Origin of the sequence: Micromonospora sp. DT48, assembly GCF_049844495.1 — a bacterium.
Classification (GTDB): Bacteria; Actinomycetota; Actinomycetes; order Mycobacteriales; family Micromonosporaceae; genus Micromonospora.
The window spans coordinates 205332-219859 of the sequence record NZ_JBNCLE010000004.1 but is presented as its reverse complement, the minus strand read 5'-3'; the positions used below and the strand labels follow the sequence as shown (position 1 = coordinate 219859).

At 71.7% G+C, this 14528-nt stretch carries 13 protein-coding genes; 10 read left to right on the top strand and 3 right to left on the bottom strand.

The window, feature by feature from the left end:
• Nucleotides 1-11: 11 nt before the first annotated feature.
• Nucleotides 12-230, top strand: a complete 219-nt coding sequence (locus tag ACLQ2S_RS01740) for an FmdB family zinc ribbon protein (RefSeq protein WP_155214501.1) — start codon at nucleotides 12-14, stop codon at nucleotides 228-230.
• A 165-nt stretch (nucleotides 231-395) separates the two neighbouring features.
• Complete coding sequence (locus ACLQ2S_RS01735) at nucleotides 396-3224, top strand: ATP-binding protein (RefSeq protein WP_155214502.1); 2829 nt, start codon at nucleotides 396-398, stop codon at nucleotides 3222-3224.
• 51 nt (nucleotides 3225-3275) lie between these two features.
• Here the strand turns inward: ACLQ2S_RS01735 and ACLQ2S_RS01730 are convergent, their stop codons facing one another.
• Nucleotides 3276-3812, bottom strand: coding sequence for a phospholipase (locus ACLQ2S_RS01730; protein ID WP_309222455.1), 537 nt, complete (start codon nucleotides 3810-3812; stop codon nucleotides 3276-3278).
• A gap of 181 nt (nucleotides 3813-3993) precedes the next feature.
• Nucleotides 3994-4719, bottom strand: a complete 726-nt coding sequence (locus ACLQ2S_RS01725; RefSeq protein WP_155214504.1) for a methyltransferase domain-containing protein — start codon at nucleotides 4717-4719, stop codon at nucleotides 3994-3996.
• Nucleotides 4720-4868: 149 nt separating this feature from the next.
• Between ACLQ2S_RS01725 and ACLQ2S_RS01720 the strand changes: the two genes are divergently transcribed.
• From ACLQ2S_RS01720 to ACLQ2S_RS01710, 3 genes are all read left to right on the top strand, one after another.
• Nucleotides 4869-5621: an ROK family protein gene (locus ACLQ2S_RS01720; RefSeq protein ID WP_309222456.1), complete on the top strand. Its 753-nt coding sequence runs from the start codon at nucleotides 4869-4871 to the stop codon at nucleotides 5619-5621.
• A 102-nt stretch (nucleotides 5622-5723) separates the two neighbouring features.
• The gene (locus ACLQ2S_RS01715; RefSeq protein ID WP_155214505.1) at nucleotides 5724-6092 is read left to right on the top strand and encodes a tetratricopeptide repeat protein; all 369 of its coding nucleotides are present in this window, start codon (nucleotides 5724-5726) and stop codon (nucleotides 6090-6092) included.
• A gap of 116 nt (nucleotides 6093-6208) precedes the next feature.
• Nucleotides 6209-6463 (top strand): Smr/MutS family protein, encoded by a 255-nt coding sequence (locus ACLQ2S_RS01710; protein ID WP_013736060.1) that lies wholly within the window; start codon nucleotides 6209-6211, stop codon nucleotides 6461-6463.
• A gap of 13 nt (nucleotides 6464-6476) precedes the next feature.
• Here the strand turns inward: ACLQ2S_RS01710 and ACLQ2S_RS01705 are convergent, their stop codons facing one another.
• On the bottom strand, nucleotides 6477-8855 hold the full coding sequence (locus ACLQ2S_RS01705) for a M28 family peptidase (protein ID WP_309222457.1): 2379 nt from the start codon (nucleotides 8853-8855) through the stop codon (nucleotides 6477-6479).
• 192 nt (nucleotides 8856-9047) lie between these two features.
• Here ACLQ2S_RS01705 and ACLQ2S_RS01700 point away from each other — a divergent pair, with 192 nt between their 5' ends.
• From ACLQ2S_RS01700 to ACLQ2S_RS01680, 5 genes are all read left to right on the top strand, one after another.
• Nucleotides 9048-10253, top strand: a complete 1206-nt coding sequence (locus ACLQ2S_RS01700) for a PP2C family protein-serine/threonine phosphatase (protein WP_425700971.1) — start codon at nucleotides 9048-9050, stop codon at nucleotides 10251-10253.
• The gene (locus ACLQ2S_RS01695) at nucleotides 10250-12016 is read left to right on the top strand and encodes a sensor histidine kinase (protein ID WP_309222459.1); all 1767 of its coding nucleotides are present in this window, start codon (nucleotides 10250-10252) and stop codon (nucleotides 12014-12016) included. The genes ACLQ2S_RS01700 and ACLQ2S_RS01695 overlap by 4 nt, the downstream gene beginning before the upstream one ends.
• Entirely contained in the window at nucleotides 12013-12465 is a 453-nt protein-coding gene (locus ACLQ2S_RS01690; protein ID WP_155214506.1) for a response regulator, read from the top strand. Before ACLQ2S_RS01695 ends, ACLQ2S_RS01690 begins: the two co-directional genes overlap by 4 nt.
• Nucleotides 12458-13267, top strand: a complete 810-nt coding sequence (locus tag ACLQ2S_RS01685; protein WP_309222460.1) for an inositol monophosphatase family protein — start codon at nucleotides 12458-12460, stop codon at nucleotides 13265-13267. Before ACLQ2S_RS01690 ends, ACLQ2S_RS01685 begins: the two co-directional genes overlap by 8 nt.
• Nucleotides 13268-13517: 250 nt before the next feature.
• Nucleotides 13518-14522, top strand: coding sequence for a coiled-coil domain-containing protein (locus ACLQ2S_RS01680; RefSeq protein WP_155214836.1), 1005 nt, complete (start codon nucleotides 13518-13520; stop codon nucleotides 14520-14522).
• Nucleotides 14523-14528: the final 6 nt, after the last annotated feature.

Genomic DNA, 14528 nt, shown 5'->3' with positions numbered 1-14528 from the left:
AGGCTGGTGCCATGCCCCGCTACGAGTTTCGTTGTCGCGCCTGCGGCGACACCTTCGAGGTCAACCGTCCCATGGCGCGGGCCGGCGAGCCGGCGTCCTGCCCACAGGGACACGTCGACACGGTGAAACTCCTCTCCACGGTCGCGGTCACCGGTCGAGGTGGCGGCGGGGCCGGTGCCGCTCCCGCACCGGCCGGTGGCGGCTGCTGCGGTGGCGGCTGCGGCTGCTGACCACACCGGCACGGTCCGTCGATGGGTGGTACGGGTGATGGCGGTCTTGCCCGGACGCAGAGTCCGATGGCACCTTGGGTCGGAGTCTTGGCCAGCCGTTCTCACGATGCGTGATGATCTGATCTCGGGAAGTATGGTGCCGAGACCAGGGGGGAGGTTCCACGCATGCCGCCACGGATCCAACTCCCGACCGGCTGGGTGACGTTCGTCTTCACCGACATCGAAGGTTCCACCCGGTTGGCGCAGCTGCTCGGGCCCGGCTATCGACCGGTGCTGGCCGAGCACCGGCGGCTGCTGCGCCGGACGATCGCGGCGACCGAGGGCGCGGAACTGCTGACCGAGGGCGACTCGTTCTTCCTCGCCTTCGACGACGCCACGGCGGCGTTGACCGCGTGTCTGACGGCGCAGCGGGCCCTGGGCGAACACGAATGGCCGACGCCCGAGGCGGCCCCTCGGGTCCGGATGGGACTGCACACCGGCTGGGCGGAGCCACGCGACGGGGAGTACGCCAGCCCGGAGGTGCACCGGGCAGCCCGGGTCGCCGCCGCCGCGCACGGCGGGCAGATCCTCTGCTCGGCTGCCACCGCGCGGCGGGCCGACCCACTGCCGGCCGGAGCCTCCCTGCTCGACCTCGGGCTGCACCGGCTGCGGGGGTTCGACGACCGGGAGCGGCTCTTCCAACTCGTCGCGCCCGGCCTGGAGTTGCAGTTTCCGCGGCCGCGTACCGCCGACGCGGCGGCGCACAACCTGCCGATCCAGGTCACCACCTTCGTCGGCCGGCAGACCGAACGCGCCGAGCTGCGGCGACTCGTGTCTCGACACCGACTGGTCACCGTGCTGGGTGCGGGTGGCAGCGGCAAGACCCGGTTGGCCGTGGAACTCGCCACCGACCTGGTGGACGAGTACCCGGACGGGGTCTGGTTCGTCGACATCGCCGCGGTCACCGACCCCGGGCTGGTCGCGTTCGCGATCGCCGCCGTGCTCGGGCTGCGTCCGGAGCCGGGCCGCCCGATGGTCGACACGCTGGTGGAGTACGCCGCCTCCCGCCGGATGCTGATCGTGCTCGACACCTGCGACGCGCAGCCGGCGTCCTGCGCCGAGGCGGTGTCCCGGCTGCTGGCCGGCGGTGGCGGGGTGCGGTTGCTGGCGACGACCCGGGAACCGCTGGCGCTGCCGGGTGAGGTGGTGTGGCGGATCCCGCCGCTGTCCGTCGACCCGGCCCCTGACGGCACCGAGAGCGATGCGGTGGCCCTGCTGGTGGACCGTACGGCGGCGGCGCGGGGCGGGCGGCAGCCCGACCCGTCCGAGCTGGCCGACGTACGGCGGGTGGTGCGCCGACTCGATGGCCTGCCGCTCGCGATCGAGCTGGCCGCGGCCCGGCTGCGGGTGCTCTCGGTGGGGCAGCTCGCCGAGCGTCTCGACGACGTACTCGGCACGCTGGACGCCGGGCGGGTGGATTCGCTGACCCCACCGGCCGAGCGGGACAACGCCGGCAGCCAGCGGGACACCGTCGACCTGGCTGCGGCGGCGGCCGGGGCCGACCCCTCGATGTCGGCCACCCGGGCGATGGCGCGTTCGGCGGTCGAGCGGCACCTGACCATGCAGGCGACGGTGACGTGGTCCTACCGCACGCTCGGGCCGCGCGCCGCGCGGCTGCTGCGCTGGTTGGCGGTCTTCGCCGGCCCGGTCGACTTGCCGACGGTGGAGTGGCTGCTCGACGACGACCCGCTCGACCCGCTGTCGGTGCTGGTCGACAAGTCCATGGTGTTGGCGGAGCCGCACGCGGCCGGCTGCACGTACCGGATGCTCGACCCGATCCGGGCCTACGCGGCGCGCCGGCTCGCCGAGGCCGGCGAGGAGCAGGCCGCCCGGGACCGGCACGTGGCCTGGTCGGCGCACGCCCTGGAGCGGGCGCGTCTCGGGCCGGGCGGGCAGCCGGTGACGCTCTCGCTGTACGCGCTCGATCCCCTCGCCGGGGAGTTGCGCGCCGCGCTGCGTTGGTGCGCCACGGGTGGCAGCGCGCGGGCGGGCCTGCGGCTGGCCGGAGGGCTGGACCAGTGGTGGCGGGAGCGCGGACTGGCCCGGGAGGGACGCCTCTGGCTGTTCCGGTTATACGGACGGCTGGCCGAGACCGGTGAGGTGGTCCCGGAGGACGAGTTGGCGGCGGCCTACCACATGCATTCGCTGCACGCCGGGGGCGACGGCGAGTTCGGCGAGGAACTGCGGTACTCGCAGCGGGCCGAGGCGGCGGCCCGTCAGGCCGGTGACGCCGGCCTGCTGGCCCGGGTGCTCGCGGGTCGGGCCGCCCCACTTGTCGACATGGGACAGTTCGCCGAGGCGGAGCGGGTCTGCCGGGAGGTCATCGACTGGGCGCGGGATCAGGGCGTCGAGTCGGAGGCGTTGTTCGCCGTGTTCCGGCTGGCCGAGTTGCTGTGGCGGCGGGGCGCGCTGGACGAGGCGGCGGAACTGCTCGGTGCGGCCCGGCCGGTGGAGGCCGCCCGGCCGGTGGACCGGGGCCGACGCTCGGTGGACATGCTGCTCGGCATGGTCGCGCTGGCTCGGGGCGACCTGGTGGCCGCGCACGAACACCTGCTGGTGGCGCTGCGCTCGCGGATGAATCACGGCTTCCACGGGCGGGCCTGCGACACGTTGAACGCCGTCGCGGTGCGCTGTGCCCTCGGTGGCCACCCGTTGACCGCGGCTCGACTCTTCGGTGCCGCCCAGGCGACCCGGGCGGGCCTGCGGTCGACCCCCGGCATCTACGAGGCGTACTGGACGCAACGGCAGGTGGAGCTGCGGCGGGTGCTGGGTGACGCCGTCTTCGACGAGGCGTACGGCGAGGGTGCCGAACTGGGGCTGGACGAGGCGGTCGCGCTGGCGCTCGGTGTCGAGCATCCCGACCTGGCGGCCGATTCGGGACGGTTCGCGACCGGGGCGTCTCGTTCCGCCCCGCGCCAGACCAGCACCGCCGACCGCCGTACCGAGCACGCCTGAGACGCCGAAGACGCCCGGCCACGCTGCTGGCCGGGCGTCCCTCGGTGTTCGTCAGAGCGCGGCGCGACGCTCGGCGTCAGCCTTCATCCGAGCCGCCCGGTCGATGTCGGACTGCTGGACAGCGGCTACCGACCCGAAGATGGAGACCGCCTGGTAGTAGGTCCACGCCAGGCTCAGGCAGGCCGGTCGGACGACGGAGTTGTAGTTGGCGCACGAACGCTTCAGATCCTCGTAGAAGGCGCTGTCGAGACGCGACTTGTTCGCACTGAACTGGCCGACCGCCTTGTAGTTGCGGTAGCCGAAGTCGTGGCGGGCGCAGGAGATGTCGAACTTGAACCCGAGGGGGTTGTCCGGGCTGGACGAGCAGTAGTCGGTGGACCAGTCGAAGTTGTACTCCGCCCAGGGCGCCCGGTTCTGTCGGGCGGAGTACCAGGCGTTGTAGCTGCTGACGCTCGTCTGGGTCCAGCTGGACAGTACGGACAGCTTCTGCTGTGGCGTCACGGCCGCCGTGGCGGGGGAAGCCACGGCGAGGGCGGTGAGCAGCGCGAGTACGCCCGAGGCGAGGATGGTGGCGAAACGTCGATGCACGGTCAATACCTCCGCTGGGGGTGTGCGGTGGAGCACTGATTACCGGCGAGTTGCCGGGGTTCGATGATTTTCGATCAATGACCCGGCCCGCCGGTGTTACCCGCGAGAAATATTGGTGACCTGTGCTGAAACAGACGAATGCCCTGGACATCGACCGATGTCCAGGGATCTGGCGAGGTCCTCAGTCGAAGAAGCGGGCCAGATGGCTGGTGGAGGGGCCCTCGTCGTCCGGTCCCAACGGCGTGAGGTCGGCGAAGATGGAGGCACCGTCGCTGCTGGCGTGCAGTGGATACCAGCGCGGAGTTCCCGGCGGTCGCATCAGGCAGACGCCCTTGATGGTCTGCACGTCCAACAGCCGTACGTGGGTCGGATCGGCCACCGCGTTCACATGACCCCACCAGGGGCTCATCACGTGCAGCACACCGCCGGGGCGCAGCACCCGGTGGCACTCGTCCAGCAGGGGCAGGAAGTCGATCAGATGCTCCAGGATGTGCACCGCGAACAGCACGTCGACGGAGTCGTCGGCCAGCGGCAGGGAGCCGGACAGGTCGGCGACCGCGTCCACCCCGGGCGCGGGGAAGATGTCGAGCCCGAGGTTGCCCGGCCACTGTTTGGTGGCACCGCAGCCCAGGTCGACCACCACCGGGTCGCGGCCACCCACCCGTACCCGGCACCAGACGCCGAAGACGCCGGCCAGCCGGCCGATCTGCTCGCGTACCAGTCGTAGTTGGGCCGGCTCGTCGACCTCGCCGGTCAGGTGGGCGACGCCCCGGTCGAAGCGGACGTCGACGCCGAGCGTACGCAGTCGCTCGTCGTGGCGGGCCTGCTCCGCCCACGCCTCGGTGAGGAACCCGTCCACCGCCCGCAGTCGCTCGGCGGAGGGCGGGGTGTGTGCCAACGCGACCATACCGGCCACCTCCGGCCCGCCCGTTACCCGGATAGTTGACCGGTATGCGCTGGTTGTCCGTGGAATTCTCGTCGACGCGGCAACCGCACGAACGGGCGAGCCATCCGTCGCCGAGCGGCCGACCACCGGGACGAGGCAGACTCACGTTCGTGTTGACCACTCTGGCGATCGACTGCGGGGGCGGCGGGATCAAAGCGTCGGTCCTCGACGGCGCGGGCACCATGCGGGCCCAGCCGATGCGGGTGCCGACGCCGTACCCCCTGCCGCCGAAACTGTTCGTCCAAACCCTGGTGGAACTAGGTGCACGACTCCCGGCGGCCGGTCGGGTGACGGTCGGGATACCCGGCATGATCCGGCACGGCGTGGTGGTGGCCACCCCGCACTACGTGACCCGGTCGGGCCCGCGCAGCCGCGTCGACCCCGCCTTGCTCGCCGAATGGTCCGGATTCGACGCGCGTAGTGCGCTCTCGGCCGCGTTCGACCTGCCGACACTGGTCCTCAACGACGCCGAGGTGCACGGTGCCGGGGTGGTCGCCGGCACCGGCTGCGAACTGGTGTTGACCCTCGGCACCGGGCTGGGCAGCGCCCTCTTCGACGGCGGGGTGCTCGCCCCGCACCTCGAACTGTCCCACGCGCCGGTGCGCTGGGGCACCACCTACGACACGTACGTCGGTGAACCGGAGCGCCGCCGGTTGGGTGACGCGTTCTGGTCCCGGCGGATCCGGCAGGTGGTGGAGGGCCTGCGGCCGGTCTTCCGCTGGGACCGGCTCTACCTGGGCGGCGGCAACTCGCGGCGGATCCGCCCCGAGCAGCTCACCCGGATGGGTGACGACGTCGTGGTGGTGCCCAACAGCGCCGGGATCGTCGGTGGTGTTCGCGCCTGGGACCTCGCCACCGTGTAGGAGGCGGTCCGGCAGGCGGAGAAGGGCGGTCGGGAACAGTCGCGGTATCGCCGGTGTTGTGCCAGCGTCGGAGCAGTGGTGCGACACGGAGGGGGTGGCGGCATGGATCTTCTGGCCGAGTACCGACGGGCGACCCTGTTCTTCGAGGCGGGTGACCCCGGCAGCGCGGCCCGGCTGCTCGAACCGATCATCGAAGCCGAGCCGGACAACGCCGCCGTGCGGCAGCTGCTGGCCCGGGCGTACTTCCAGTCGGCCCAGCTCAGCCGGGCCGAGCAGCAACTGCGGGAACTGGTCGACCGTAACCCCAGCGACCACTACGCCCACCACGTGCTGGGCCGGACGCTGGAGCGGCTCAACCGGTACACCGACGCGCTGCGCCACCTGCGCATCGCGGCGGCCATGCACTCGTCCAACGACGACTACACCTCGGCCCTGCGCCGGGTCGAGACCCGGGTCGCCAGCGGTCGCTGACCCGGACCCACGTCGAGAGGGGCAGCCCGGTCGGGCTGCCCCTCTCGACGTCCCGGCCCGGCGGGCGACCTGCCTACCATGGGCCGCATGACAGCCGACCGGACGGTGGACGTGGCATGAAGCTGAAGCTGGACCTGCACGACATCTTCAACAAGGGCCACGACATCGACCGCGCGCTGCGCGGGATCATGGACGAGGCGGTGGCCAAGAAGGCCACCCTCGTCGAGATCATCCCCGGTAAGGGTTCCGGTCAGCTCAAGAAGCGCGTGCTGCGTTTCCTCGACCAGAAGGACGTCAAGCAGCTCTACCACCGCGTCGAGAAGGACTCCAAGAACTTCGGTCGCCTCTTCGTCCACTTCCGCTGGAAGTAGTGCCGCAGACGGGTCAGAGCGGGTAGGTGCGGGCGACGGCGAGCATCTCGGAGGTGTGCGAGCCGACGACGCCGACGTCCGGTGGACGGGGGCGGAATCCGGGGACCGCGTCGAGACCGTCGCTGGCGTCCATCGCGCGCAGCGCCAACTGCGGCGTCTTCGGCTCGACGGTCAGGGTGATCTCGATTCCCTCCGGTGGCGGGGCGTGGAAGACGATCCCGAAGCCCCACCGGCCGGCACGTTCCTCCACCGGGACCGGCCGGTTCGCCACCTGGGCGGCGCGTACGGTCGCGGTGGACGTGTCGACGTGCAGGGTGACCAGGCGTACGGGGCGTTGCGGGGTGAGCCGCAGCGACACGGTACGCAGACCGGCGGCGGTGGTGTCGGCCACCACGTCGAGCCGGGGTGCGGGCAGGTCGGCGGGCTGCGCCGGGCCGCCGAGCAGCTCGCGCCCGCCGATCCCCGGGAACTCGTCGGTGATCTCGACGGGACCGTCCACGTACTCGTCGGTCCAAGGTTGTGGCCCGGTCTCGCGGCTGAGCCAACGGGCCTGGCCGGTGCCGGTGTCCACCGCGTACATCAGGTGGGTGGGCGCGGGGTGTGCGGCGTCGAAGCGGTCGACGGCGACGCCGACCCCGGCGAGGACCACCGCGGCCAGTGCGGCGGCCCCGGCCGGTAGGGCGCCGAGCCGGCGGGCGCGTACCGCCACCATGCCTCGCTGGCCGCCCGCCTGCGGGTGCAACAGGTCGATCACGGGGAGCGCGGCCAGCCCGAGCAGCACCGCGAAGAGGGCCGCGACGCCGCCCATCGCCATGCCCAACGCGGGGAAGAGCAGCACCACGGTGGGAAGCAGCATGATCACCGCGACCCCGGCCGCGACGGTCACCGCGATCACCGGTACCGGACCGTCGAGGCGGGTGGTCAGTGCCACCAGCCCACCGAGGGCCCCGGCCAGGGCGGGCAGCGTCGCCAGGTAGGCGCCGCCGGGTGCCAGCATCGCGAGCAGCAGGCCGAGCAACGCCAGCCAGCCGAGCCCGCCGATGGCCAGGGCGGCCGGGCCGATCCGCCGTCGGCTCAGCGCGTACCAGGCGAACACGACGGCGGCGGCGAGCGCCAGCACGGCCAGTCGGTACCAGGTCGGCCGGTACGGGTCGAGCAGTTCGGCGTTGCCCGGCCGGACGGCGAGGATCGCCGCCCAGAGCAGCTGCGCGCCGACCGGCGCCACCACGATCGGCACCAGGGCCAGGCCGAAACCGGCGGCCAGTCCGCCGCCGGTGACCCGGCCTCGACGTCGGGCCAACCAGCCGAGTACGACCACGCCGATCAGCGCCAGCAGCGCCAACGGCAGCACCAACCAGCCGGGATAGCGGGCGAGGCCGCCGGGAACGGGGAAGTAGGTGGCGTCGTGACCGGCGCGTAGGTCGGCGAGGTCGATCCGCCCGAACTCCCGGGCGAGACCGAGGGCGTTGTCACCGTGGTGTTGGAGGCTGGCCCGGTCCATCGAGGCGGGGGTGTCCAGCGGTGTGTGGTAGGTCGCGCCCCCGTCGAGGTACGCCGAGTTGAGCCCGAGGAACCCCTCGTCGAGGAAGGCGGTGAAGTCGGTGTCGTTGGGCAGCGCCCGGTACACCTCCACGGCGAACGAGGTGCCCACCGGGTGCGGCGCGGCCCGACCGAAGACCTCGATCAGGCGGGCGTTCTCCGGCGATGTCTCAAACATGATCACCGGCCCGGTGCGCCCCCGTGCCTCCAGGTTGAGCACCACTCCCTTACCGGCGGCCAGCGGGTGCTCGGAGGCGAACGCCGAGGCACCGCAGAGACACGCCTCCTCGGCGTCGGTCAGGACGAGGACGACGTCGTTACGGGGTGCCGGACCTGCGGTCAGTGCGCGGGCCACCTCCAGGATGGTGGCGACCCCTGCGGCGTCGTCGTTGCCGCCCGGCCCGGTCTGCACCGCGTCGTAGTGCGCGACCAGGAACACGGTGCCGGTGGGGTCGGTGCCGGGTAGTCGGGCCACTACGTTGCGTACCCGGGCCAGAGTGGCGCCACCGGCCGCGCCGCTGAGCTGTCCGGCCTCCTCGGCGACGGTGTCCTGGACCTGCGTCTGCAGCCCGAGGCCACGCAGTACGCCTTCCAGATAGACCCGGACCTCGTCGTTGGCCGCGCTGCCCGCGACGTGCGGCCGTCCGGCGACCTGCGTCACATGCGGGTACGCGCGGGCCGCGCTGAACTCACCAGCCGGGGCGTCGGCCGGTCGGGGCGTCGGGGGACGCAGGTCGAGCAGGGCGCTCGTGCCGACGGCGACGAGCGCGACGAGTGCCGCCAGTGCGGCGAGGGCACGTCGACGTGGCCGGGCGAGAGCACGGTCGGCGGCGGGGCTGGGGGGTGCGCCCACTGGTGACTCCTTGCGGGGGGTTCGGGGGTGCCCGTCATCCTCACATGCCGCCCGAGGGCGCTCCGTCGTGTTGTGTGCGAACGTTGTCTAATACAGGATCAGCAGGGCACTCGGAAGGAGCCCGACATCACCAGCGATCTTCCGCCAATCGCGGCAGCGACCCGGGGGACCGGCCCGGCCGGCCCCTCCGTCGTGTCGTGGCCGTACCCGCAGGGAGGGCTGGGGAGCAACCCGAACCTGCCCCCCGGAGAGCGGCTGCGCGTGCTGCTGGTCGAGGACGACGAGGGTGATGCCTTCCTGGTCGGCGAGTTGCTGACCGAGACGAACTCCGGCATCGACCTGGTGGTGGCGACGAGCCTGCGTGAGGCCCGGCGGCGGATCGCGGACGTCGACTGCGTGCTGCTCGATCTGGGTCTGCCCGACGCGCAGGGGCTGGACGGGCTGCGGCAGGTGCTGGAGATGTCCGGCAGCGCTGCCGTCTGTGTGCTCACCGGGCGCACCGACGAGCACCTGGGCATCGTGGCGGTCGCCGAGGGAGCGCAGGACTACCTGGTCAAGGGCCAGGTCGACGGGGTGCTGCTAACCCGGGCGCTGCGCTACGCGGTGGAGCGTAAGCGGGCCGACGAGAATGCCCGCCGGTTGCGCGAGGTGGAACTGCGCCAGGCCGAGTCGGCCCGGTTGGAGCGCGGTCTGCTGCCGCAGCCGTTGATGTCGACCGACGAGATCGCGGTACACACCTTCTACCGGCCCGGTCGGCACGCCGCCCTGATCGGCGGGGACTTCTACGACGTGGTGCAGACCCGTCCCGACCGGGTGGATCTGATCGTCGGTGATGTCTGTGGGCACGGCGTCGACGAGGCGGCCCTCGGCGTCGAACTGCGGGTCGCCTGGCGGGCGCTGATCCTTGCCGGGGTGCCGGACGACGAGGTGCTCCCCGCGCTCGAACAGGTGCTGATGAGCGAGCGCCGGCTTCAGGAGATCTTCGCGACCGTGGCGACGGCGCGGCTGGACCTCAACGCCAACCAGGCGACGGTGCGGTTGGCCGGCCATCCGCCGCCGGTGCTGCTCGCCGGTGGGCGGGTTACGCCGGTGCCGGCGCCGGGCGGTCTGCTACTCGGTGTCCGGCCACGCCGGCCCGTCGCCTTCGACCTGAAGTTCGACACCGAGGACTGGTCACTGCTGATGTACACCGATGGTCTGATCGAGGGCCGGGTGGGTGCGGGCGACGAACGTCTCGACGTGCCGGGCCTGACCCGGCTGCTCAGCGAGCCGGCCGGCCGGGTGGTTCCGCTGCCGGATCTGCCGGCGTGGCTGGTCGGCCGGGCCGAGCAGCTCAACGACGGGCCGTTCGCCGACGACGTGGCGATGCTGCTGGTCACCCGGGGTGGTGGCCGGTGACGTCCACGAGCGCCGGCTGGAGTTTGCGTGGCCGGCTGGCGATGCTGGTCGCGGTCGTCGCGTTGCTGTTGATCGGGGTGGCCGGCGCGGAGGCGGTGGTCGCCACCCGGAACCGGGCACACATCGACGCGGTGCTCAACACGACCGGCCCGCTGCGCGCCCAGTCCCAGGAACTGCTCGCGGTCCTGATCGACCAGGAGACCGCGATCCGGGGGTACGCGTTGACCGGCGATCGGGACGATCTGGTCCCGTTCGACACCGGTCGGCAGCGGGAGCAGGAACTGGTCACGTCGATGAACCGGTTGCTGGCCACCTACCCGCAGCTGTACGACGAGCTCGAAGCGGTGCGGGAGCGGGCCGAGCAGTGGCGGCAGTCGGTCGCCCTGCCGGTCATCCAGGCGATCGAGGTCAGCGGCACCACCGCCGGTCGACAGCTGCTCACCGACCAGTCCCGACAGCAGTTCGATCAGATCCGGGTCGCCGTGGAGGTGCTCCAGGAGGGGATCCTCGACGTCCGCGAGGAGACCGCGACGGACGTCCGCGAGACCAGCAACCTGCTGGTGCTGCTGCTGGTCGTCGCGGCGCTGGTGGTGCTGGTCGCCGGGGTGGTGCTGCTCACCTCGCTGGAGCGGATGGTGATCCGCCCGTTGACCGGGCTGGCCGGGCAGATCCGGCAGGTCGCCACCGGCGACTACGGGCACCGGATCACCGGCGCCGGTCCGCGCGAGTTCCGGCGGCTCGGCAAGGACGTGGACGCCATGCGGCAGAAGATCGCCGCAGACCTGGCCGAGGTGCGTGAGGCGCGGGAGCGGATCGAGTGGGTCAACACCCAGTTGCAGAAGCAGGCCGAGGAGCTGACCCGCTCCAACCGTGACCTGGAGCAGTTCGCCTACGTCGCCTCGCACGACCTGCAGGAGCCGCTGCGTAAGGTGGCGAGCTTCTGCCAGCTGCTCCAGCGGCGCTACGCCGGGCAGCTCGACGAGCGGGCCGACCAGTACATCGCCTTCGCGGTGGACGGTGCGCAGCGGATGCAGCGGCTGATCAACGACCTGTTGGCGTTCTCCCGGATCGGTCGGCTCACCGCGGGTTTCACCGATGTCGACCTGAACCGCCTGATGGAGGAGGTGGCGGCGCAGACCGAGCCGGCCCGGCAGTACGCCGACGCCGAGCTGACCTGGGATGACCTGCCGGTGATCCGCGGCGAGGAGCCCCTGCTGACCAACCTCCTGGTCAACCTGGTCAGCAACTCGGTGAAGTTCCGTCGGGCGGATGTCGCGCCGAAGGTGCACGTCTCGGCCCGCCTGGTGGGCGAAGATTGGGAGATCACCTGCCAGGACAACGGCATCGGGATCGAGCCGGAGTTCGCCGACAAAATCTTCGTCATCTTCCAGCGGCTGCACGCCAAGGACGCCTATCCGGGCACCGGGATCGGGTTGGCGATCGTGAAGAAGATCGTGGAGTACCACGGTGGTCGGGTCTGGGTGGACACGGACGTGCCCGAGGGGACGGCGATCCGTTTCACGCTGCCCGCGCTGCCTGCCGACGTGCAGGCCGCGACCGACACGGGTACCGCCGAGGTGGACCGGCCCGATTCGGTGGAAGGCGGGACGGACCCGGCGTCGGACCGGCCCGATGACGGGGGCGGGGCGGATGACGGTAGCGTCGGCGCCGAGGCCGGCGGCGGAATGGAGCGCCCTTCGGCCGTCGCTGGCCTGTCACAGTCCGGCGGTGGGACAGGCCACATGAAGGAGGCGGTGGGATGACCGCGCCGGCGGACGGCAACAGCCCGATCGAGGTGCTACTGGTCGAGGACGATCCGGGCGACGTGCTGATGACCCAGGAGGCGTTCGAGGAGCACAAGCTGCGTAACCGGCTCAACGTCGTCTCCGACGGTGCCGAGGCGCTGGCCTACCTGCGCCGTGAGGGCAGGTATGCGGACGCCGAGCTGCCGGATCTGATCCTGCTCGACCTGAACCTGCCTCGCCGCGACGGCCGGGAGGTGCTGGAGGAGATCAAGCGGGATCCGGAGTTGTGCCGGATCCCGGTGGTGGTGCTGACCACCTCCCAGACCGACGAGGACATCCTGCGCAGCTACCAGCTGCACGCGAACGCGTACGTGACGAAGCCGGTCGACTTCGAGCAGTTCATCTCGGTGGTCCGGCAGATCGACGAGTTCTTCGTCAGCGTGGTGAAGCTGCCGCCGCGTGGCTGACACCCTGCTCGACGACGTCGCCGGACTGCTGCGGGACACCGCCGACCGCGTCGTACTGCCGTTGTTCCGCCATCTCGATGACGCCGACGTGATCGAGAAGGCTCCTGGTGAGCTGGTCACGATCGCTGACCGGCGGGCCGAGGAAATGATCAGCGCCGGGTTGCTCCGGCTGCGTCCCGGGTCGGTGGTGGTCGGTGAGGAGGCCGTGGCCGACGATCCCGACCTGCTGCGTCACCTGCGCGCCTCCGGGGACGTGTGGCTGGTCGACCCGGTCGACGGCACCGGCAACTTCGCGGCCGGGCGTCGCCCGTTCGCGTTGATGGTCTCCCTGCTCACCGACGGCGAGCCGGTGGCGGCCTGGGTCTTCGACCCGCTGGCCGACGCGCTGGCGACCGCCCGCAGCGGTGAGGGCACGTACCTGGACGGTCAGCAGTTGCACCTGCCCGAGAAGGCCCCGCCGATGGGCGAGTTGCGGGGTGCCGCGATGACGCGGTACCTGCCGGGTCCGTCCCGGCGCAGGGTGGAGGCGGGCGGTGCGCGGCTCGGCGAGCTGCTGCCGGGGCAGCACTGCGCCGGCCGCGAGTATCTCGATGTGCTCACCGGCCGTCAGCAGTTCGTGTTGTTCGGGCGGACCCTGCCCTGGGACCACGGGCCGGGCACGTTGCTGGTGCGGGCCGCCGGTGGCGTGGCACGTCGGCTGGACGGTACGGACTACCACCCGGCCAACTCGGAACACGGCCTGCTGGTCGCCGTGAACGACGAGGTGTGGAACACGGTCCACGCCGCCCTGCTGCCCTCCTGACACCTCCCGGCCGAGCGGCGGCAACGCGACGGGTCGCCGCGAGTGGTGCGCAGGGTGAGGGGATCGTCGCGGAGGGTCGACGAGAGTCGGGAGGTGGCGATCGGTACAGTGGCCGACCGGGCTGGTTCCGGTATTCTGACCGGCGGCCTTCCGCCAGCAGGCCGCCGATCGGCGCCGGCGAGGGTCGCCGCCGTGCAGTGAGTTCTCGGGGGTCGGCGGCCGACGAAAGGATGCTTTCGTGCGCAGGTCCATGCCCGTCATGCGGCGCGCCCACCGGCCGCTGATCGCCCTGCTCGCCGCCGTGGCACTGCTGCTCGGCGTGGGCGTCGTGCCGGCGTACGCCGAGCCTAACGAGGGCGGCAGCAAGAAGCTGCGAGACGCCTTGGAGGCCACCGCCAAGGCGCACATCGAGGCGAAGCGCAAGCTGGACGGCTCCAAGAAGCGGCAGAAGCAGTTGGCCAAGGAGCTGTCTGAGATGGAAGGCCGGCTGGAGGAGCTGACCGCGCTGGTCGGCGAGGTGGCCGCGCAGTCCTACCGGGTCGGCCGGCTCAGCCCGGCCGCCGCGCTGCTGGACAGCGCGACCCCGGAGGCGTTCGTGCAGCGGGCCGCCAACCTCGACATGATGGCCCAGCGCGACGGCCGCCGGGTCCGGGAGCTGACCGAGGCGCGGGAGCAGGCCCGGCAGGCCAAGCTCGCGATCAACGCCGAGGTACGCGAGCAGACCAAGCAGCTGGCGGTGATGGCGAAGAAGAAGCGGGAGGCCGAGGCGGCGCTGGCGGCGGTCAGCTCGGGTACCAGCGGCGGGTTCAGCGGCGGCAGTTCGACGTCGGCGAAACCGGCACCTCGCAACTCCGACGGATCGTGGCCCAGCGAGTCGTGCTCGGTGAACGACCCGACCACCTCGGGCTGCATCACGCCACGCACCCTGCACGCGTTGCAGCAGACCCAGGCCGCCGGCTACAAGCGGCACGTCTCCTGTTACCGCAGCGGTGGCTCCGGCGAGCACCCCAAGGGGCGGGCCTGCGACTTCTCCGCCGCCCCGAACGGCTTCGAGAACCGCTCGGCGACCGGTGGCGACAAGTCGTACGGCGACAGCCTGGCCGCCTGGCACGTCCGCAACGCCGACCGGCTCGGTGTGCTCTACGTGATCTGGTATCGCCAGATCTGGCACCCCGGTACCGGCTGGCGGGCGTACAGCGGGAGCGGCAGCCCGGCCGCCGACCACACGAACCATGTTCATCTTTCGATGCATTGACGTACG